Origin of the sequence: Streptomyces sp. NPDC127092 (assembly GCF_042722475.1) — a bacterium.
GTDB lineage: Bacteria > Actinomycetota > Actinomycetes > Streptomycetales > Streptomycetaceae > Streptomyces.
Genome location: NZ_JBHXFE010000005.1, coordinates 217429 through 237236, shown reverse-complemented (window position 1 = coordinate 237236; position 19808 = coordinate 217429). Strand labels below are relative to the sequence as shown.

Below are 19808 nucleotides of genomic sequence, written 5' to 3'. Positions count from 1 at the left end.
AGCGCGGGTTCCAGGCGACCACACGGCAGAGCCAGGCATGCAGTGACTGCGGCACGCCGGGAAGTCTCGGTGCCGCTACCGGGCCAACGAGCGGTCAGGCTGCATGGTAGAGACATGATCGGCACGGTGATCGCGATCCTCGGCTTGTTCGTGTCTGTGGCCACCGCAGTTGTCGGCTACCGACACGGCCAGCGTGCCGAGCGAGCTCAGCAGCGGCGCGACGAACGTGAAGCGGCCGACCGGAGACGCCTCCAGGAGGAGGCGGATCGGACGGAACGGATCCGCCAGGCGAGCTGGATCTCAACTTTCATCGGAGCTGACGGCCCGCACGTCAGGGTGCACAACGGCAGCAGCCAGCCTGTCAGCAACGTGCATGTCATGGCAGGCGACACTCCTCTGCAGCCGCACGATCCGCTGCAGAATCCCCCGCTAGACGTCACTCCGACCAGCCGGCGGCTGCTGATGCCGGGCCGTTCCCTGTTCTTTCTCCCTGATCCACGGGATTCGACCGGCGAACTCGATCTCGCACGGGTGACAGTGGAGTTCATGGACGTGGCGGGCCGCGTCTGGCAGCGGACGGCTACTGGCGCACTGCGCGAGCGCATCTCGCCGGACGACGCTCCGCCGCAGTGGAGCTCAACCATGGCTCCGCTCGTCGAACCGTACCGAGAGCCCAGCCCTGGAACGAGGCACCTGGAGGGCCCGCCTTCAGGTCCTCTCGGTGGAGCAAGCCAGCCACCAGTCCCGCCCCCGCCCCCGGCTCACGACAGCGGTGTCTCCCACGCTGCCAGCCTGCGCTCGCGACGGGCCTTCTCTTGTCTGTTCGTCCTTGGCTGTCTCGGCGCGGCGGCCGCTCTCGCCTACCTCATCTCGCAGTTGGCCTAGAGCGTGTCTCTTTGATCCGTTGGTTCTTGGGGGCATCGCCCGACCAGGTGACGGAGAACGAGCCGCTGAGGGCGTGGACGGCGACGACGGCCGCAGCAGAGGGTGAATCGTGATCGCGGGCACGGCAGGCGTGATCAGCGGCGTAACGCTCGTACTCGGCCCGCAGGTCGGCCTCCGCGTCGCCATGTCCGGCGGCCGCGCGGATCAGGCGGCGCGCGCGGCGGTACGGGTCCAGTTCCGGACCGCCCGGGTGTCGCCGACGCCATCGAGGAAGGCGCAGGCGTGGGTGCCGACCGGCATCGTGCACGCCGCCGTCACAACGCACTGGACGTCCGGTTGCCGGAACGCTGAGCGGCTCCGTTTGGCTTGACGGCCAGGTCCTCGCCGGCGCCCTCACGCATGCGGTAGGCCTTCCGGAACACGGCCCCGGCCAGGGGGCTTCGGCCCTCGCATCCCATACCGGCGCAGGCCGGATCCTCTCCTTGTTGAAGGAGGGGGAGCGGGGCCGGGAGGGGCCGTGGGGTGTGGCCGGTGGTCAATGACCAGGCGGCTCTGGACGCCCGTGACCACGGTAGAGCCTCAGCCGTTCAGTAGCTCCACGCCTGGTAGCCGTTGAGGAAGGAATCGGTGCTGCAGGTGTGTAGACGCAGACCGTTGTTGGCGCTGTAGTCGATGCACTGCGCGGTGGCCGCGTTCTCCCAGTTCACCCAACCGTCGGCCACGTTGTAGACCGTCCACTTCTGGTATCCGTTGTTGAAGCTCGCGTCGCTGCAGGTGTGGGTACGAGCGCCGTAGTTGGTGCTGCCGTCGAGGCACTTGCCTGTGGGCACGTTCTTGAACTTGTAGTAGCCGTGCGGGACGGCCAACGAGAACCTCTGGTAGCCGTTGTCCATGTCGTCGAGGGCGATGCGCCGCTCCGGTTCGGAGCCGAGGCTGCCAGGGCGTCGTGGATCCAGCCGACGTCGGCCACCAGCTCCTTGCCGGGAGGCCGGTCCTGTGCACGACGCAGTCCTGCGGGCGCCGGGCTCGGCGTCACGCAGTACCCGGCGGCCGGAGCCTCGCCGTCCAGGAGCGGACCGAGGTTCTTCGCGTTCGCCCGGGCGGTCTCTATCACGCCGGCCGCGCCCTGCAGCGACTCCGCAGCGGCCGCCCAGCGATCCAGGACAGCCGGCGGCTCGTAGAGCGGGGTGAGGTTCGCGTCCGCGAGGAGCTGCTGGCAGGAGGCGGGGTGCGGCACCACGGGCCGAACCCGGCCTCGATCACAGGCAAGCCGGACATCCTAGTCGCGCGTCTCCTGAGCCTCCCAGCAAAGACGGGCGGCCTGTAGACCACCGGCTCCTGACGCACTCGCTGTGACGCCGTATATGGCCCAGGACCGCGCGGGCGGCGCAGGAATCGAACGACGCGGCCGCACCGACCAGGTCAGGCGACCGGGCCACCTTCGGTTCCTCTGGCTCTGGCGAGCCGGTACGGGAGGCGGGCAAGCCGGTACAGGTAGCGGAGGGTCCAGCCGACGACGACCACGGTGACCATCCCGAAGATGACCAACGAGATCGTGTCGCCCAGATCTTTGTCGCGCCGGTCATCAAGCTTGAAGAACCCCATTGCGAGCCAACCTTCCGCCGGGCGCCGCCGCCCGAAGCCCCCTGCTCGGCGCGGGCGCGCGCCGGGCATCCTCCGGCGCGGGGGCGCGCCCGCCCGTTCGGGTGATCTACCGGGTAATGCCCAGCGGGCGGCCGCGGCCGGCCGCTATGGTCGGCTCTCCCTTCGGGGAGAGGAGGGGCACGCGTGTCGTTTCCGCCGGTGGCAGTGGCTTTCCCTGGAGCGGTGGAGCTGGCGACCGCGGTGGTGAACTCGCCGTACGCGACGGTCGCGGCCGCGGCAGCGCCGTGCGTCCGTGGCGAGAGCGAGACCCGAGGGAACTCGGCGGTCGACGAGGGCGAGATCCGGTGGACGCAGGCCACGAAGTACGACGGCCTGCGCAAGCACTCCATCACTGAGTGGAAGCGGTTCCGCACCATCAACATCCCGGCCGACACCGCAATCACGATCAACGACCTTGAGTTCCGCCACTACAGCGCCAACGACGGGCGCGGCAGCTACTGCGAGCGACACGGCGCCACGGCCGCCACCGACTACATCTACCTGAACAAGTACCTGCTCGACGGCCACTCCAAGGACGAACCGCGGATGCGGCAGAACATCGTCGTCCACGAGCTCGGGCACGCGCTCGGGCTGTGCTACAAGGCCGACACCGTGGACAGCGCCCTACGTAAGGACGTCAGCACCAAGCACGTCCCCACCGCCGTCGACCACGCCAACTACAAGAAGCTGTGGGGATGATGAACCGCGCCCTCCTCCTGGTGCTCGCCGGGGCCGCCGTGCTCTGCGGCTCGGCGACCGCCGCCTACACGGCCCTCAAGGACGACACCGTCAACGTCTCCACCGTCTGCGTACCCGTGGAGGAGAACGACCGCGACCGCGCCGGCCTCGCCGCCCACCTCGCGGTCGTCACCGTCGATCAGACCCTCAAGGTCGCCGCCCGCGACGGCTACCACGAGTCCCTGTCCCGGATCCGCCTCGTCGAGAACCTGAAGGGCACGCTGCCCGCCGCCCTGGAGGTGACGCAGACCGTCGACCGCAGCAGCGCCGGCGCGCTCGTCGCGGCCGCCGACTACGGGCAGCCCCTGCTGCCCGGCCACCGGTACGTGATCGGGATCTACCAGCATCCCGGCCCGACCCCGGACGTATGGCTCTCCACCCAGGCCGACGGCGACCGGCTCGACACGGTCCGCACCCACTGGAAGGACGCCATCGCCCACCAGAATCCGCCCCGCTCCCACCCGCACTGCAACGACGTCGTCACCCCGGCCACCACGGCCAGCTGAGGACCACAGGCGAAGAAGTCGAGCCCGGGCCGGGTGGCCGCCGGGCCCCGTTGGGGCGCCGTCCCCGCGGGCCGCCGCCAGGCGCTCGCGCTGCTCCTCGGCGAGGAACCGGCTCCGCGACGAGCAGCAACCGGTCGTCGTCATCGGGGACGGAAGTCCGGCACGTCGTGTACTGCGGCACGAGGACAACTCGTAGAGGATGAGAAGCGGCCACGCGCAGAATCAGAACAGCAGCTCTTCCTCCACCGGCTTCGGCTCCTCGAAAGGCAGGAACACCACCCCGCTCGGCTCGGCCTCCCCCACTCGTACCCATGACAGAGAACCAGGTCGAGTGCGCGCTCGCAGGGCCGCGGATGCTTGTGATCGGCGAACCGCCAGGTATCTGGGTCCACGACGACGGAGCGGTGGCAGACAGGGCCGGTGATACGCGGCCATGCGGGCATGACGAAGTTCCCTTCCCAGAGGGCGTCACGATGGAGGAGGCATCCCAAGAATCAGGGCGTGCGTGGAGCGTAGGGGCGTCGGCGGACGGTGGCGAGGACGCGATACGGAAACGGCCAGGAGGGGCATCGCTGCAGGTGAAACGCCGTGAAACGCTGTGAAAGCCCAACTACTCAACTTGATTGGGTTATTTCGGGTGGCGTGGGCCATCGATCACCTGCGCCGGTGCCCGCCGACCCACATGGGCTGGCCGTCGGTGTGCATACTGTGACCGGCAGAGGGGCCGTCGTCCGACCAAACGGCGATGGGTGGGGCTGATAGGCCACGGGCCGGGCCGGACGATCAAGGAGACCAGCGATGGATGTCAAGGAATGCTGGCGTCGCTACGGGCTTCGCCCTGTCGGCGCGGACCTCGACGAGATTCGTGCACTCCTCAGAGAGCACACGGCGCGTGAGCGACGCGTCCAGGGCGCGGGCGACACTGAGCTGATGAGGCTCTGCTGCTTCCAGCTGTTCAACAGCGGCGACCTCGACGACGTGCTCCTGATCTGGAGTGCGAAGCAAGCCAGCTTCGACGCAGCGTGCTCGATCGACATCGAATTCCTGCTTGGGCACGGGCTCGACGCGACGAAGGCCCACCTCTCGGCCAACCGTGCACCTGCTGCGACCGCGGCACTCGATCGACTGCGCGAGCTCGAGGCAGGCGGTGAATTCGAGGGCTTCTCAGTGGAGGAGCGCTCCGCCGACTACGACCGGTACTACGGCGACTGACGAATTTGCAGCGCCGGTCAGGCGTCCTGATGAGGCCGGTGCCCGCAAAGCAGCTGTCGACGTAACCGGGCCGTACTGGATCTGCTTGAGCCTGCGCTTCACGGCCCTGGTGATCTGCCCAGGTCGGCTGCGGCGAAGTTGCCGATGTCGCGTGTGACCAGCGACCAGATGCCCTCCCGCGGGCTCAGGTCTGGCGCGTCGGCGGGGGTTGGAACACTGTGAGCCAGGCGGCATTCGCGGCGATGAACTCCCAGATCCTGGCGGTCAGGTGAAGGCGGACGTTGTCCCAGACCAACACGATCGATCCGCCGAGCGGGATGCGTGCACGCACCAAGAGGTCGCGGAGGTCCCGCCAGCCGAAGCCCTTCGGCTCGCCCTTGCGCCCGCGGTACTCGCGGATGGCGTAGATCAGCCGGGCCCGCTCGCCCGACTTGTAGCGGGTCGTACCCGCCATCGACAACCGTCCGGAGCCCCGGCCGCGAACCCTGACGACCGGGGTTCGGCCGATCCGTCCCCAGGTTCGAGAGCGCGGCGGCGTCATCGACTGGCCGGCCTCATCCTCGAAGACAACCCAACAGTGACACACCGCCGCACAGCTCTTACCCGTGGCCAGACCTCCTTCTTCCACTGCCGATCCGCACCAGCCTGAGGGCAAGCTTGCCAGCGCGGTTGCTCGGGGAGCCTCCCCGTCCGGATCGGTGCCCTCTTCATGCGCGTCGGTGTGGTCTGGTGCTCCGGTCGTAGATCGTGACCTGACACGGCGCCATCTACGCTGAACCGGCCGATTCGGATGGTGATGGGCAGGTGCAGGCATGTTCCGGATCTGCTGTTTGTCCGGCGGATGTCCGCGTTGGTTCACGTCACGGCTGGGTGCTTCGCTCGGCGGCGTCGAACGCGGGCGCGAGCGGGGCCAGTGCTGCGCGGAGCTGGTCGGGCAGTGAGCCGGAGGGGACGACGAGTCCTGCGGCGCTGAAACTCTCGGCGGCCTCCGCGTTCTCGGCCGGCCGGAGCCAGCCTTCCAGCGCGATGCGAACTGCCGCGGCCACGCTTGCCGCGAGAACGCGGGCCGTGTGCGCTCCGGTGTCACCGAGGCGTTCGGCGATCACCGCCGTGAGCGGGGGCTCGATGTCGGCGGTGGTGTCGAGGAACGCGTCGCGTAGCGCGGGCCGGGTGGTGATGAGCAGCAGCGCCTGCTGTTCGCCCTCGCCGGTGTTCGTGTATTGCTCGACCACTGCTTGGGTGACGGCGTCGGCCAGGCGGGCTCCTGCGGGGCGGGCCGTGACCGCCGCCGCGATGCGCGCCTCCCGGTCCGCGGTGACGGCGGAGACGATCGCCTGCTCGCGGCTGGCGAAGTAGTTGTTGTAGGTGCGCGGCGAGACCCCGGCCGCTTCGGCGATGTCCTCGACGCGTACCTGGTCAGGTCCGCGCTCCAGGGCCAGGCGCAGGGCCGCCTCGCGTAGCGCCTTGTGTGTGGCCTGCTTCTTCCGCTCGCGTAGCCCTGGTGGTGGTGTCGTCACGGTCTCAGCGTTCCACACCGGGCTGCGCGCACGCAAAGTTGCGTTTCCGCAAACTTGCGTGCACGCATTTTTCCTGTCAGCCTCGACGTTACCGAGACCGACAGAGGGGATGTCACCGTGCGGGCAAGAGGAATGACCTACGACACCGGATTCGTCGTGAACGGCCGGATATCCCGCGAGCACTTCGACCCCGCGGTGGTCCGGCGTGAGCTCGCCATCATCCGCGACGACCTGCACTGCAACGCCGTCCAGATCATCGGCGGTGACGCGGACCGACTGGAGCTGGCCGCCGGTGCCGCCGCCGAGCTCGGCCTGGAGGTCTGGTTCTCGCCCTATCCGCTGGAGCTGGATCCGGAGCAGATCCTCACGCTCTTCCGTGACTGTGCCGAGCGAGCGGAACGGCTCCGGCAGCACGGGGCCACGGTCGTGTTCGTCGCAGGGGTCGAGCTGAGCGTGATGAACCGCGGGTTCCTGCACGGCGAGAGCCCTGAGGAGCGGGTCGAGCAGCTGATGGGCCAGCCCGAGCGGCGGGCCGAAACGATGCGCGAGCTCAGCGTGCGCATCAACGCGTTCCTCCGCGACGCCGCGACCACGGTCCGCGAGCGCTTCCAGGGCCGACTCACCTACGCATCCATCCAGTTCGAGCAGGTCGACTGGACTCCCTTCGACATGGTGACGTTCGAGCTGATCCGCTCCGCCGAGGTCGCCGACCGGTTCCGGGAAGCGGTGCGCGCCCTGGCTCAAGGCCCGAAGCCGCTCGCCATCACCGGGTTCGGCACCGCGGCCTACCGCGGCGCGGGTGACCGCGGTGGACGGGTGCTGGAAGTGGTCGAGCACGACCCGAAGACCAAGGCCCCTGTTCGGCTGAACGGCATGTACGAGCGTGATGAGGCCGGCCAGGCCGCATACCTGAGCGAACTGCTGGAGATCTTCGAGACCGAGGGCGTGGACAGCTCGTTCGTGTTCCTGTTCGCCTTGCCCGGCTACCCGCACCGCCCGGACGGTGACCCCCGGGACGACCTGGACCGGGCCGGCCTGGGCATCGTCAAACTCCTCGAAGGGCGCCAGGGGCAGACCTACCCCGACATGGAATGGGAACCCAAGGCCGCCTTCGCGGCAGTGGCGCAGCAATATCGGAAGTGACCGGACTGGCGCACGGTGACCGGAGCTCGGGGTCTGCACCGCCCCGCAGTGCGGACCCCGAGCAGATGGAAACGGTATTCGCCGACGACGCGACATCGTCGAACGCTGCTCCAGCCGGCTCAAGCAGAACCGGGGACGCGGCGGTGCACGCTGTGGGCTGCGCCCAGAAGCTGACGCCGCTGCTGCGCGGCTTCGACCAGGTTGGCCATCGCGGCGAGCGCATTCGCGTCACAGCCAACGTCGCCATGAAGGCATGTTCGGCAGAGGACAGCTGGTCTGTCGCGGAATGACTCGCGCGCAGAGTGTCACAGCGGGTCGTTCCCCAGTGAACCGGATCAGCCGCTTGGACGAGTCTTGCGGTGATCGCCGGACAGGGCGCCAACCGGGGCGCTTCCCAGGCGGAGGAGGAAATGCCGCCCTTGCACTGGTAGCGGTTCACCGACCCGTGAACGGTGCCGTTGTGCTCGACGAGCCATGCGTGGCCCTCGGCTGGCCAACTCCAGATTCCCGGGGTCCTCCCGCGACCTCGCATCTGAGGCGTCGCCCCCGGCCCAACTCCGTCGCCAAACAGCCGCCGTGGACTCGGGCGGCATCGCGGTCCGCCAACGCACTGCTGCTGGTGGGCGGACATCCGCCCCACCAGCCGTGTGAACTTCTAGAAGTAGTCGCGGGGGTCAGCGCCACCGGTGCAGATGAACTCCGAGTGGAGAAAGGCGTAGTGGGAGGTCGAATTGCTGGAGTAGTGACCCGGGCTGATCGTCGCCGCACTGAGGTAAAGCGATCCTGTGTACTCCCAGAGTGTCGCCTGGACCGGCAGGTTGTTCACGTAGGAGCTGATGCCGTTCCAGGATCCGTGAGGCCGTAGTCGATGAGCTTCCAGCACTTGTAGGTGTTCGTGGTCTCGAACGCCATGGTTCGGAACTCCGTGCTGCGGTAGAGACACAGCTGGTTGGAGCCACACCCTCCCACTGCCGCAGCGGGCGTGGTGGCCGCCGCCAGCCCTGTCACTGCCAGACCACCGGCAAGTGCCATCGACGCCATCTTGCGCTTCAGGTTCACTGACGACTCCTTAGTTGCGTGGGAAGGTTAGTTACGGATACAGGCGCACAGGCGAGCCCAGAGCGCGCCCCGTCTGTGCGAGGTGCAAGAGCAGTCGTCCTCTGAGGGGTTCCGGGGCCTGAGTCTTGCGGCGGGGAGCCGGCCCTTTCAAGAGTCTGAAAGTGCAGGTAATTGGCCAGTCTGTCGTCCGCTGGGAACGAGAGGTGCTCAATGAAGTGCGTGACTGGCGGCTGCAGAGGATGATCGCGGTGACGTGCCCGCCGGCGATGGCGCGGATGATGCCGTCGTCCTCGCCGTACGGCTCGGAGGCCGCGAGCGGGTCTTCCTGAAGGCGCCAGAGCTTGGTCCTGCTGCGGGCGGCGCGGGGTCAGCAGGCGTAGGTGACGCCGTCCGCGGCCGTGTTCCCGTTGCAGGTGCTGATGCTGCCGGTGGCAGCGGTGTCGTCGCAGGTGCCCGGCTTCTTCAGGCGCAGGTCGGGGTCCTTCACGGTGCTGGTGGTCAGCAGGCGGGTGTAGAGGCTGCAGCCGCGGTAGATGTGGTGGTTTGCGCTGCTGTCGCGGTAGTTGCGGCCGCTGCCGGTGCGGACGTAGGCCTTGACACCGGCCGGCAGGCAGGCATAGGTGGGCAGGGTGCAAGACGCTGCCGCAGATGCAGCCCAGCCCTCACTACACCCCACCCACACCCTGCGCTACACCCCCGGCCAGGGCAGCAGGTCCGGGCGGCAGCCTCGCGGTGTTCGGCCATGCGACGGGCCTCCTCCGCTTGAGAACACCGCGACCGCCCCGGCCGGGACGGGCCGGGGCGGTACGGAGGAACGCCGTTTTGCCGAATCGCCGGAGCGGCAGAGGAAGGCGATGTGCGCGCTCGGCCGCCGTGTGTTACCCGAGGCCGACGTCGTCCAGGACGAGGTTCCGCCCCCGATCTTGGCGGTTCGCTCCGCGCGTCGCCGTCAGGCCCACGCCATCCACGATGGCGCTTGCTCGGACGGTTCCACGAGGCCGGACCGGCGGCTCAGTGCGGAGCCGGTCACCGTTCACCCTTCAGCGGGACGGGCAGGCGCGCCTGGTTCGTCACCAGGCCCAGGTTGAACCAGCTCTTGAACTTGTTGCTGTACGCGGAGTTGGGGACCACCTCGTCGAGAACCAGGCCCGTCCCGCCGTCCGGGGTGAGACCTCGTGCGGTCATCTCGTAGGTGACGGGGACCGTGCGCGCTCCCGAGTACTTCGGCGTGACCTGGTACCACACCACTTGGCCGGCATCGACGGCGTTCCTGACCCGGGTCTCGAAGGTCAGCATGTGTTGCGGAAGCCCCGGGTCGTCCTTGGCGATCGGATAGGCGTTGGCCGCCCGGGTGCAGGTGGACAGGTTCCTGAGATCGAGACCGCTGCCGTTGAGCTGGTTGCCCAGCAGATGGCAGGCGTTGCGCCAGAACCTGACCTTGTTGCCGTGGTACGCCATGGTGCGCGCCGCCCAGTCGTACGCCGGGGGCTTCACCTTCCTGACGTCCGTGAGCGAACCCAGGTTCTTCGCCAGGTACGCCTTGTCCAGGCACGCCGTCGTGCCGGTAGGCCGGTCACCGTTGGTCGGGTCGGTGCTGCCGAGGTCCTGCCAGCCTTCCGCGCCCCTGCGGCAGTCGAAAACCTGCGGCTTGTAGTCGCGCTCCTCCGGCTTCTCCTTGACCTTGTCCAGGATCTTGCGGGCATCATTGACGGTTTTGCGGGCCTTGGCGGCGTTCCTGGAGTAGCGGGGCAGCTTCTTGACGGCGTTCTTCACCGCGCCGTCCAACTTGTCCATCTTGGTGACGGCGCGGATCACGCCAACCGGCTTCACCGCGGAGGACAGGCACGCGAAGAGGGCGCTCACGTCCACATCGAACGACGTGGCCGCGGAGAGGCACTGCTCGACATCGTTGACACCGATGACGTCGAGGAGAACGCCGAGGCCCTCGTTCTGAAGCCACTCACTGAGCGACATCCGCTCCAGGTCCCTGGCACGGCGGAACTCATCGAGGTACTCCTGTCCGCGCTCCTGGAGCAGCGTCTGCTCGTCCTTCAGCTCCTGGAGCTCGGACGAGGGGCCGCCGATGTACTTCCAGGCCTCGCCCTCACCCTTTTTCTCGCTCTGGAAGAACGCCCTGCGGTCGGGCGAGAGGCCGATCGCGTGCTTGTCGTTGACGGCGAAGATCGCGCCCGCCGATCCCGAGGCGCGCCACCGCCCGGGCTCGCCGCCGTACTTGTAGAGCGCCCCGTCCGTCGGGCTGGTGGCGAAGAGGCCGGCGCCGCCCGCGTAGAGCTCACGGGCCGGGCCGCCGATCTTCTCCCAAGCGGTACGGTCCTTCTTGTCCTGCTTCCAGCGGAAGACCGCGCTGCCGTCCGGGGAAACCCCGTACAGGTCGTCGTTGTCCACGGCGAACGTTGAGCCGGGGCCGCCGATGCGCTCCCATTCATCGCGCTCGCCGCCGTACCTGTAGATCGCACCGTCCGTCGGGCTGGTGGCGAAGAGGCCCGCGCCGCCCATGAACAGGCGTTTCGCAGAGCCGCCGATCCGATCCCAACCGCCGCTCTTCTTCGACCACTTGAATACTCCGCTGTGGTCGGCGGCCGCGCGGTAGACCTCGTCCCCGTGCACCACGACGTCCGCCGACGCGTCACCCACCCGCGTCCAGGAGTCGGGCTTCCCTCCGTACTTGAAGACTTCGCGCGTCTGCGGGCTGATCGTGAAGAGGCCGGCCCGGCCCGCGCTGATGGAGTCGGCAGGGCCACCGATCCTTGTCCAGTCGGTGCCGTCGCCCTCCCGCTTCCACACACTGCCGTGGTCGGCGGCGAGGGCGTATACGGCGCCCTCGCCGGTCACGGCAAGCTCCGCGCCGTAGCCCACGTCGGAGTTGGGCGCGGGGTCGGGGTCGGTCGCCGGATCGGTCTCCGGGTCGGACTCGGAGCCGGCCACCGGGGCCGGGGTCGGGGTCGCGGTCGAGGTCAAGGGCTGTTCCACGGGGAAGCTGCCCATTGCCCGCCTGCGCGGCTCTCCATGATCGGCGCTCACCGGGACCGCCGTCAGCAGGCTCGCCGCCACTGCCGTGGAGATGAGCACGGCTATGCGGGGGTTGATTCTGGACATGGCTGATCACGTCTCCTCTCGGATGTTGGAAGGTGTGGTGTGGTGTGGTCTGGTGTGAGGGCGGCTCAGGTACTCGTCGGCGCGCCGACCGGCGTCCAGGCCGAACCGCCACCCGTCCAGCGGAAGACCGTTCGCCCGTCGGGGCTGAGCCCGTACAGCTCGCCATCCGCGCCTGCCGCGAACGTGGCTCCGGGGCCGCCCACCTTCGTCCAGGAGTCCGCGCTCCCGTCGAACCGGTACAGGTCTCCGCTCTTCGGGTTGGTCGCGAACACCCCGGCCCGGCCCGCGTACAGCCGCACCGCCGGGCCGCCCACGCGAGCCCACGTCGCGCCGTAGCCCGTCCAGCGGTACACGGCCGAGCCGTCCGGGCTGATCCCGTAGACCGTGCCCCCGTCGACCGCGAACGTCGTCCCCATGCCGCCGATCTGCCTCCACGCGCCCGCGCGGCCCAGGAACTTCAGGAGGCGACCGTCGTCCGGATTGGTGGCGAACAGGCCCGCCCCACCCCCGTAGAGGTGCCGCGCGGGGCCGCCGACCGCGGTCCAGCGGCTTCCGCTGCCGGTCCACCGCATGACCGCGTCCCGCTTCGGAGTGAGCCCGTACAGCGTGCTGCCCGCGATCGTGAACTCCGCGCCGGACGAGCCGATCCAGGTCCAGGAGCCCGGTCGGCCGTTGTACTTGAAGATCCGGCCGTCCTTCGGGTTCGTCGCGAACACCCCGGCCCCGCCCGCGTACAGGCGTCCCGCCGGGCCCCCGATGCGCCGCCAGACGCCGCTGCTGCGCTCGTACACGGCGCTGCGGTCCTCCGCGAGGGCGTAGAGCCGCCGGTTGTGCGCCGCCAGCGCACCCAGCCGGACGGCCTTGCGGGCGGCGGGCCTCGAAGGCGCGGACTCGGCTGGCTTGGCTGACCTGACGGGCTTGGCGGGCTCGGCGGGCTTGGCGGGCGGCCGGGGCGCCGCACGCTCGGGAGCCGGGGTGGAGGCGGGCGGGAGCGGCTGGGGCTTCGGCGCGGGCCGAGGCGACGGGGGCGGCGGCGGGGTCGCCCGCAGCCGGCCCGCGTCCGACGGCTCCGCGGGAGTGTCGACCACGTGGTCGTAGCGGCGGGCCTCGTAGCTGCCCGTGGGGTGGCCCGACAGAGTGGCGTCGTCCAGATCGCCCTCGCCCCGGTTGGTGGGGCGGCTGCGGCTGCTCTGCTGGTAGTACGTGAACTCTCGGCCGGCCCGGTCCGTCCACCCGCCGAAGATCAGCACGTGCCGGTCGGAGTTGAGGATGTCGCCCGGCTTCAGCTCGGAGAGGCCGATCTTCTTGGACACCGCGCGCAGGGTGTGCGTGGACCGGCTGTACGGCAGCTGCCAGGCCATCGAGACGAAGCCCGAGCAGTCCTGCCGGTAGTACCCGCCCGTGGCTTCGTCGGACCACCAGCTGTACGGGGAGGTCAGCCCGTTCGTGCTGTACGGGACCTCCTGCGCCACCCATGCCTTGGCGCGCTCGATGATCTGTTCGCGGGTGACCTCGCCCCCGGGCGCGGCGCCCCGGCCGATGGTCCCGGTCTCGGTGGCTTTCCGGTCGCCGGCCTGGACGGTCTGCGCCTGGACGGGCCCTGAAGGGACGGCGGTGGTCAGGAGTGCGGCGCTGAGCGTCCCGTACAGGACGCGAAGGCTCGTCTTACGCATGCGTGTGTTGGGCAAGGAAGCTCCTGGGAGTGGCGGGCCGGCTTGACCGGCCGTGTGGCTGTCCGGCCGTCCGGCTGTCTGGCTGTCTGGCTGTCCGGCTGTCTGGCTGTCCGACTATCTGGCTGAATCCCGTGCCTGTGCGGCGGCGCGATATGCACACCAGGTGTCATGGCCACGCACAGACGTGGTGTGATCTGGCGAGGCACCCGAAGTGGTGCGAACGGCGCCGCCTTCACGCCAACCACCATGGCAAGGCGGGGAATTGGACGCCGCAGGTTGCGTTCGTCCGGGCAGGTCAGAGCGGTGAAAGCGGGTGGACAAGGTTTTGTCCACCCGGACAGTCAGGGGGTGCGAGGCCGTGGCCGGTCGTCAGCAGGGTGAGCTCAGGGGACGCAGCGAGCAGGCAAACGCCCTCGCCCGGTTCCTGTGCGACTTGACGGACGGGCAGACCGTCCGGGACCTGGCCCAGAGGTACGGCGAGGTCGGCAAGACGACGTGGGGCGAGTACCGGTCAGGGGTTCGCGTGATCCCCTGGCGACGACTCCAGACGGTGGTGGAACGGGAGGTGCGGGACCCCGCCGTACGGCAAGGGATGCTGAACGAGGCACGGCGCCTGCACCAGGCGGCGCAGAGGGCCGCGATCGCGGGCACCTCCGCCCCGGCAGCGCCAGGCACGGCCTCGTCCGCCGCACCCGGCCAGGCCGCCTCCGGCCCGGCCGCCCCCGGTCCGGCCGGGTCCGCTCCGGACGAGTCCGCTCCGGACGGCCCCGCCGCGCGCGCGGGGCACGGCCCCGGCGGCTCTGCCACGCCCCCCGCCCCGGACAATCCCCTGACCAGCCCGGACAGTCCCGGTGGGGGCGCCAACCTCGCCATCGCCACAGCCTCTTCCCCGGCCCGCCGCACCCGATTCGCGGTCGCCGTCACCGTCGCCCTCGCCGTACTCGCGTCAGCCGCCGTTCTCGCCCTCCGGCACAGCGCCGACCACGACGCGGCCCGTCGCCCCCGAGTCGCCACCCCGGTTGCACCCGACGACATCCCCTCGCCATCGGCCACCCGCACCACCGGCCAGCCGCCCGCCTCACCCTCCGCGCCGGGCACGGCGCCCGGCCCGTCCCGCATCCCCGGTCGGGGCGCACTACCCCGTACCCTTCCCGCCGCCGAGGCCACCGGGCCCGCTTACGCCCTCTCGTCCGACGGCCGCACCCTGCTGCGCTGGTCAGGATCCGGCGACACCTGGGCCACCATCGGTGCCGGGGTCGGGGCCCCGTACGCGGGCGAGGCCGGCGTATTCGCCCTCGACGAGAAGACCGGGCGCGTCTCCCGCTACAACGGCACCCCGAACTCCTGGACCGTGATCGGCACAGCCTCCGAGCTCGCCATCGGCGGCTCCTCCCTCTACGCCCTCGCCCCGAAGCGCGACAAAGTCCTGCGCTGGAACGGCCGTGCCGGCAGCTGGACGACGATCGGCGGGCCCGCCGGTCACATCTACGCAGGCGGAGCCGGGCTCTTCGCCACCGAACCCGCCTACGGACGCCTCATCGGCTACGACTCCGCCAAGAAGACCTGGACCCGCGTGGGCAACCCCGGCGCACACTTCGTGGTCGGCCCCCGCCACCTCTACGGACTGAACCCCGCCCGCGACCTGGTCTGGCAGTGGTCGGGCAGCGGCGACAAGTGGGACGTCATCGGCGGGCCCGCGCGGGCGATCTACGGCGGCGAACTCGGACTGTTCGCCGTCAACCCGCAGACGGGACGGCTCTGGCACTACACAGGGGAGCCCGGCATCTGGGCGGAGATCGGCGACTCGGGAGCAGCCCTGGCGATGGACAGCCGCGCGCTGTACCGGATCGCGGCGGACGGGGCATCGGTATGGCGCTGGTCACCCAACGGTGACTGGTCCAGGATCGGAGGCCCGGCGGCAGCAGTCGCCGCGGTCGGATAGCGCACCGCATTCGCACTCACGTGGGTCAGACGGGTCAGGCGGGCGAGGTCGGGCCAGGCGGGCCAGGCGGGCCAGGCGGGCCAGAGCATCAGGGGTGACTCAGCGCCAGATCCGCAGCGACGCCCTCGTCCGCGCGCCCCTGCGGGATGTTGGGCATCCGTCGGCCTGGTCAGGCGGTGCAGGTCCGGCACGAGGCCCGGTGGGCGGCGTGGGCGGTGGTGATGATGTCCATGTCGGCCCGGGCGTCGGCGGCCGAGTAGGTGGCGATGGCGAGCAGCACCGGCCAGCGGCCGCTGGTGAGGGACAGTTCCGGCATGGCGACGCGTCGAAGCGGCCAGGGGCTCCACTGGTGGGCGGGGACGACGGAGCGGATCGAGCACCAGTCGTAGGGCCGCGCGCGCCCCAGGTTCTGGTGGGTGACCCCCTTCTCGTCGACGCGCACCCAGGCGTTGCGGCTGCGGAGCACGAAGAAGAGGCCGCAGAGAAGAACCAGGGCGTTCGTCACCCGGCCGAAGCTGTCGTGCGTGTTCAGCGACACGAGCACGCCGATGAGGATGAACCAGCACCCCACCACGACGAGCCCTATCCGCTGCCACGGCCGGTAGAGGGTGCGGGCAGATATCGGGGTGGGTGCGGATTCCATGACCCGAGACTCTACGCAGCCGCGCACGTGGCGAGCCAGGAGTTCGAGAGCGCGTCGCCCCCTCTCTGTCACCAGTCGGGTCTGCGGCCCGGGACCATGAAAACCCCGACCCCGGTCCGCTTACGGATCCCCCCGCGATGAACCGTGGCAACCGTCTCGGAAGCTCGGTCTACCGGATGCCGAACGGTTCGCACCGCGTCTCCGGCTCACCTGAAGGACCGTACGACTGCTGCCGCAGGGTCGTCCCGTGCGACCAGTGGACTCGACGGACTGTCCTGATGATCCTTGTCGGCGGATCAGTGGATCATTAGTGTGCCTCGTTTGATCTTCCGATCGTTTCCGCCCCAAGCGAGGTACACGAATGAGACAGGCAGTGCGCCGCCTGGCGGTGCTGTGCTCCGCTCTGTTCGCGGTGATAGCGATGACACCGGCGCAGGCCCAGGCGGTGGAGAGCCGGTCCGTGCCCGTCACGGCGAGCGACAAGTACGCGCTCAGGTCCGTGGGCGCCGGGAATCTCTACGTGTCGGTGGAGATTTCCAAGACCGGCAGCGGGGAGGCCATGCTGCGTGCGCGCACCTCCGCCGCCTCGCCGGCCGATCTGGGGTCCTGGGAGAAGTTCACGCTGCACACCGACGACAAGGGAGTGACCACCACCCTGCGTTCGGAGGCGAACGGGAACTACGTCACGACCGAGCGCAGCTACACGGGCAGCTATCAGAACCTGCTGCGCGCCCGGGGCACCACCTCCGGCGAATGGGAGAAGCTCCGGCTGGAGAAGCAGTCCGACGGCGCGTACGCCCTGAAGGCCGCAACGAACGACGGCTACCGGTACGTGACCGCCGAGGTCCAGGATCCCGGCGCGGACGCGGGGCTGCTGCGCGCCCGCGGCACCTCCGTCGGTTCCTGGCAGAAGTTCCAGCTCGTCTACCTCGGCGAGGAGAACGCGAGCGACCTGGGAGGCCGTCCCGCCCCCGCCTCCCCCGCTCCCGCCGCCGACTTCCGCGTGATGTCGTGGAACGTCTGCGCGAACCACAACTCCGCCTGCGGCAACCATCGCGTGGAAGGCCCGTCCCTGGCCTCGCAGGTCATCAGCCGGATGGGCACCGACGCGGAGGCACGGACGTACCGTGCCGTCTTCCTCCAGGAGATGTGCGAGTCGCACGCCAAGTCCATCGAGACCGCCCTCGAGGCAAAGACGGGCACCGGGTGGGACGTGCGCTTCGCGCCCATCAAGTTCACCGTCGACGGCTCCTCCCTGGAGGCAGCGAGGACCTGCGACAACGCCGGCTCATCGGGCGCCTGGAAGGACCGCGGCTCCTACGGCATCGGACTCGCCCTTCCGGACGCCAACGAGTGGTACCACTCGTACGACCTGCCGTCTCCGCAGAACAAGACCATCGACGGCACGTGGGTGCGCATGGAGCAGCGGGCCGGCATGTGCGCCGTCCTCCCGGCGCAGGCCCTCCAGTTCTGCACCGCCCACTTCAGCGCCGGCCTGCCGACGGACGACGCGGACGGCACGAAGCGCGCGGAGCAGGCCGCGGAGATGCAGCGGATGGTCCGTTCGTACACGATGTCCGGCTACCGGACCGTCTATGGCGGCGACTTCAACTCCGTACCGCCGGACTCCGCCTCGCCGGACACCCCCAAGGACATCATGACGTCCGCCTACACGGCGGATGAGGAGTGCGATGAGGGCCTGTCCAGCACGCGGCCGCGTGACGGCCGGCCGACGAAGCCGCTTGCGACCCGCAGCATCAAGATCGACTACCTGTTCGGTCCCCCGTCGGGCACCGTCGTGTCGTGCGCGGTGACGACCGATGCGGGCCAGTCGGACCACTACCCGATCACGGGCCGGTTCAGCTTCTGAGCGAAGACCGGGGCCGGGTCCAGAGCGCCTGTGGGCGCCCGGGCCGGGCCCGTCGTCGTCGCGGCCGGCCGACGCCGCCCCACTTCGGCCACGCGCCCACCCTGCGGCGGATCTTCATCTGGTCAGCGAAGCCGATACCTGGACCGGCCGATGCGGTTCGGCGCGCTATCCCCCGGCCATGCCCGGGACCGGTCCGGACCGCTCGTGGACGCCTGCGCGCCGGGAACCCTGCCACCCAGCGGCGGCGCCGGTTACTGACCGGCGGGGACGGCCGCAGCCGCTTCCCACTCGGCATCACTCAAATCACGCCGCCCCATGCCCCACGGGGTGCCTCAGGCACGCAGTGGTCACATGACCGGCCAGACATGTCCCCATTGAAGGCTGTCCGCCCACCCGAGTCGAAGGCTGCGTGGCCCCGGGGCGGGACTCCAGCGCCTGCCCCAGCGAGGACCGCTTCCGACCTTGCCGGCGGACGGCTGAGGGCTTTCGATTTCGACGCCGACCCCGGCGGCCTCCTCCTGGCCTCCTGAGTCCCGCCGCGCGATGCCGAGGATGAGGAAGGCCGCCCCCCAGCCCTGCTGGTCGTCCGCTTCCCCGGCCAAAGCCGTGCGCGCCGCGCCGCCGGTACGGCCTGGTCCGGATGCCCTGAGGGTACGGGGCGTTGGCAAGCGTACTCAGCGCCCGCCCCGACCTCGGCTACCTTCCCTGCCCAAGGAGCAAGTCGATGCCCGGCTCGGCCAGGGCACGGCCTGCTTGTGGTCGCCGAGCATGCGGCGCGGTCAGGGGGCGGTTCCGGTCGGGCACCACGGAAGTGGCTACGCACCGCTCCCCGGGGGCCTGTAGGGATCTAGATGCGCGCGTTTCGCAGCGACTGCCACACGGCGCCGGCCAGGGCTCGCGTCGCCCGCGGAACCGACAGATTCTCGTGCTCACGGTAGAGAGCCCAGTTGTACTGCACGAGCGACAGCTTGTTGGAGGACAGCGATCCCGCCTGATGGGCCCTGTACACCGCAAGCGGCTCGGCCAGGCCCCGGGCGTCAGCGCCATCCCGCATGATCGACAGCCAGAGGGCGTAGTCCTGGCGCTTGAGCATCTCCGGCATGAGCCTCGTGCCCAGGACCTTGCGGTCGTACATGGCGGTAAGCGCACCGATGTGGTCCCGGACCAGCATGTCGCGGTAGTCCACGTGCTCCCGCGCACGGACCACCCGACCGTTCGGGACCCAGTCGGTGCTCTCGCCGTCATGGTCGGCGTCCATCTTGAAGTACGAGGTGAACGTCAGCGGCGCATCACCTTCGGCAGCGAAGGCGAGCTGCTTCTCGATCTTCTCCGGAAGCCACATGTCGTCGCTGTCGAGAAAAGCGACGTAGTCCCCGCGGGCCCGCTCGATCGCAAGGTTGCGGGCCCGGCCCGCGCCGCCTCGTTCGGGCGCCGGCGCCGGCCGGACGCGCTCGTCCCGCTCGGCGAACTCGCGGAGCAGGTCCATGGAGCCGTCGGAGGACTGGTCGTCGGTGATCAGCAGCTCCAGGTCGGCGTGGGTCTGCGTGAGCACCGACCGGACGGCTGCGCCGAGAGTGGCTGCCGAGTTGTACACGGGCATCACGACAGACACCAGGGGCACAGCGCTTCTCCTTGCCAGACCAAGAACGACGGTCCATTCAAGCACCGCTGTCGAGCAGGAGCTGCCACGCAGATGCTTATCGCTGGTCAAAGCTCATGTGGGGATCCCACTGGCCGGTTCGCGCTACAGAGGTGGGCCACCGTGTCGTCGGCCCGGTCTCGGAACGGCCGACCCACACCAAGGCCATCGGCTGCTCGACCCTGACGGACCCGAGGCCTCCGCGTACACCCTGGCCCTT

At 69.6% G+C, this 19808-nt stretch carries 19 protein-coding genes; 9 read left to right on the top strand and 10 right to left on the bottom strand.

Going from position 1 to position 19808, the window contains the following annotated elements; translation table 11 throughout:
* Window positions 1–114 precede the first annotated feature (114 nt).
* Together ACFWJO_RS06740 and ACFWJO_RS06735 are read left to right on the top strand one after the other, a co-directional pair.
* Window positions 115–885, top strand: coding sequence for a hypothetical protein (locus tag ACFWJO_RS06740; RefSeq protein WP_386863729.1), 771 nt, complete (start codon window positions 115–117; stop codon window positions 883–885).
* A gap of 109 nt (window positions 886–994) precedes the next feature.
* Window positions 995–1255 (top strand): hypothetical protein, encoded by a 261-nt coding sequence (locus ACFWJO_RS06735; RefSeq protein ID WP_386863728.1) that lies wholly within the window; start codon window positions 995–997, stop codon window positions 1253–1255.
* Window positions 1256–1472: 217 nt separating this feature from the next.
* On the opposite strand, the gene ACFWJO_RS06730 is transcribed toward ACFWJO_RS06735, so the two are convergent.
* Together ACFWJO_RS06730 and ACFWJO_RS06725 are read right to left on the bottom strand one after the other, a co-directional pair.
* The gene (locus tag ACFWJO_RS06730; RefSeq protein ID WP_386863727.1) at window positions 1473–1778 is read right to left on the bottom strand and encodes an RICIN domain-containing protein; all 306 of its coding nucleotides are present in this window, start codon (window positions 1776–1778) and stop codon (window positions 1473–1475) included.
* A gap of 529 nt (window positions 1779–2307) precedes the next feature.
* Window positions 2308–2490 (bottom strand): hypothetical protein, encoded by a 183-nt coding sequence (locus ACFWJO_RS06725; protein ID WP_386863726.1) that lies wholly within the window; start codon window positions 2488–2490, stop codon window positions 2308–2310.
* Window positions 2491–2712: 222 nt separating this feature from the next.
* On the opposite strand from ACFWJO_RS06725, the gene ACFWJO_RS06720 reads away from it, so the two are divergent.
* The 3 genes from ACFWJO_RS06720 (at window position 2713) to ACFWJO_RS06710 (ending at window position 4985) form a co-directional block, all read left to right on the top strand.
* Window positions 2713–3228, top strand: a complete 516-nt coding sequence (locus ACFWJO_RS06720; protein ID WP_386863725.1) for a hypothetical protein — start codon at window positions 2713–2715, stop codon at window positions 3226–3228.
* The gene (locus ACFWJO_RS06715) at window positions 3225–3773 is read left to right on the top strand and encodes a hypothetical protein (RefSeq protein WP_386863724.1); all 549 of its coding nucleotides are present in this window, start codon (window positions 3225–3227) and stop codon (window positions 3771–3773) included. Before ACFWJO_RS06720 ends, ACFWJO_RS06715 begins: the two co-directional genes overlap by 4 nt.
* Window positions 3774–4571: 798 nt before the next feature.
* Complete coding sequence (locus tag ACFWJO_RS06710) at window positions 4572–4985, top strand: hypothetical protein (protein ID WP_386863723.1); 414 nt, start codon at window positions 4572–4574, stop codon at window positions 4983–4985.
* Window positions 4986–5169: 184 nt separating this feature from the next.
* On the opposite strand, the gene ACFWJO_RS06705 is transcribed toward ACFWJO_RS06710, so the two are convergent.
* Both ACFWJO_RS06705 and ACFWJO_RS06700 read right to left on the bottom strand, forming a co-directional pair.
* On the bottom strand, window positions 5170–5526 hold the full coding sequence (locus ACFWJO_RS06705) for a DDE endonuclease (protein ID WP_386863749.1): 357 nt from the start codon (window positions 5524–5526) through the stop codon (window positions 5170–5172).
* A 319-nt stretch (window positions 5527–5845) separates the two neighbouring features.
* Window positions 5846–6502, bottom strand: a complete 657-nt coding sequence (locus ACFWJO_RS06700; protein WP_386863722.1) for a TetR/AcrR family transcriptional regulator — start codon at window positions 6500–6502, stop codon at window positions 5846–5848.
* 132 nt (window positions 6503–6634) lie between these two features.
* On the opposite strand from ACFWJO_RS06700, the gene ACFWJO_RS06695 reads away from it, so the two are divergent.
* The gene (locus ACFWJO_RS06695) at window positions 6635–7645 is read left to right on the top strand and encodes a hypothetical protein (RefSeq protein ID WP_386863721.1); all 1011 of its coding nucleotides are present in this window, start codon (window positions 6635–6637) and stop codon (window positions 7643–7645) included.
* A 65-nt stretch (window positions 7646–7710) separates the two neighbouring features.
* The gene (locus tag ACFWJO_RS06690) at window positions 7711–7935 is read left to right on the top strand and encodes a hypothetical protein (protein ID WP_386863720.1); all 225 of its coding nucleotides are present in this window, start codon (window positions 7711–7713) and stop codon (window positions 7933–7935) included.
* 532 nt (window positions 7936–8467) lie between these two features.
* Here ACFWJO_RS06690 and ACFWJO_RS06685 read toward each other — a convergent pair.
* From ACFWJO_RS06685 to ACFWJO_RS06670, 4 genes are all read right to left on the bottom strand, one after another.
* Window positions 8468–8704 carry a hypothetical protein gene (locus ACFWJO_RS06685; RefSeq protein ID WP_386863719.1) on the bottom strand — a complete coding sequence of 79 codons (237 nt, stop codon included), beginning with the start codon at window positions 8702–8704 and terminating at the stop codon, window positions 8468–8470.
* A 367-nt stretch (window positions 8705–9071) separates the two neighbouring features.
* Window positions 9072–9380 carry a hypothetical protein gene (locus tag ACFWJO_RS06680; RefSeq protein ID WP_386863718.1) on the bottom strand — a complete coding sequence of 103 codons (309 nt, stop codon included), beginning with the start codon at window positions 9378–9380 and terminating at the stop codon, window positions 9072–9074.
* 350 nt (window positions 9381–9730) lie between these two features.
* Window positions 9731–11821, bottom strand: coding sequence for a tectonin domain-containing protein (locus ACFWJO_RS06675; protein ID WP_386863717.1), 2091 nt, complete (start codon window positions 11819–11821; stop codon window positions 9731–9733).
* 65 nt (window positions 11822–11886) lie between these two features.
* Window positions 11887–13509 carry a hypothetical protein gene (locus ACFWJO_RS06670; RefSeq protein WP_386863716.1) on the bottom strand — a complete coding sequence of 541 codons (1623 nt, stop codon included), beginning with the start codon at window positions 13507–13509 and terminating at the stop codon, window positions 11887–11889.
* Window positions 13510–13852: 343 nt separating this feature from the next.
* Here ACFWJO_RS06670 and ACFWJO_RS06665 point away from each other — a divergent pair, with 343 nt between their 5' ends.
* Entirely contained in the window at window positions 13853–15436 is a 1584-nt protein-coding gene (locus ACFWJO_RS06665; RefSeq protein WP_386863715.1) for a hypothetical protein, read from the top strand.
* A gap of 169 nt (window positions 15437–15605) precedes the next feature.
* On the opposite strand, the gene ACFWJO_RS06660 is transcribed toward ACFWJO_RS06665, so the two are convergent.
* On the bottom strand, window positions 15606–16079 hold the full coding sequence (locus tag ACFWJO_RS06660) for a hypothetical protein (protein WP_386863714.1): 474 nt from the start codon (window positions 16077–16079) through the stop codon (window positions 15606–15608).
* Window positions 16080–16440: 361 nt separating this feature from the next.
* Between ACFWJO_RS06660 and ACFWJO_RS06655 the strand changes: the two genes are divergently transcribed.
* The gene (locus tag ACFWJO_RS06655; RefSeq protein WP_386863713.1) at window positions 16441–17949 is read left to right on the top strand and encodes a hypothetical protein; all 1509 of its coding nucleotides are present in this window, start codon (window positions 16441–16443) and stop codon (window positions 17947–17949) included.
* Between the two features lie 847 nt (window positions 17950–18796).
* Here the strand turns inward: ACFWJO_RS06655 and ACFWJO_RS06650 are convergent.
* Window positions 18797–19570 carry a glycosyltransferase family 2 protein gene (locus ACFWJO_RS06650; RefSeq protein WP_386863712.1) on the bottom strand — a complete coding sequence of 258 codons (774 nt, stop codon included), beginning with the start codon at window positions 19568–19570 and terminating at the stop codon, window positions 18797–18799.
* Window positions 19571–19808: the final 238 nt, after the last annotated feature.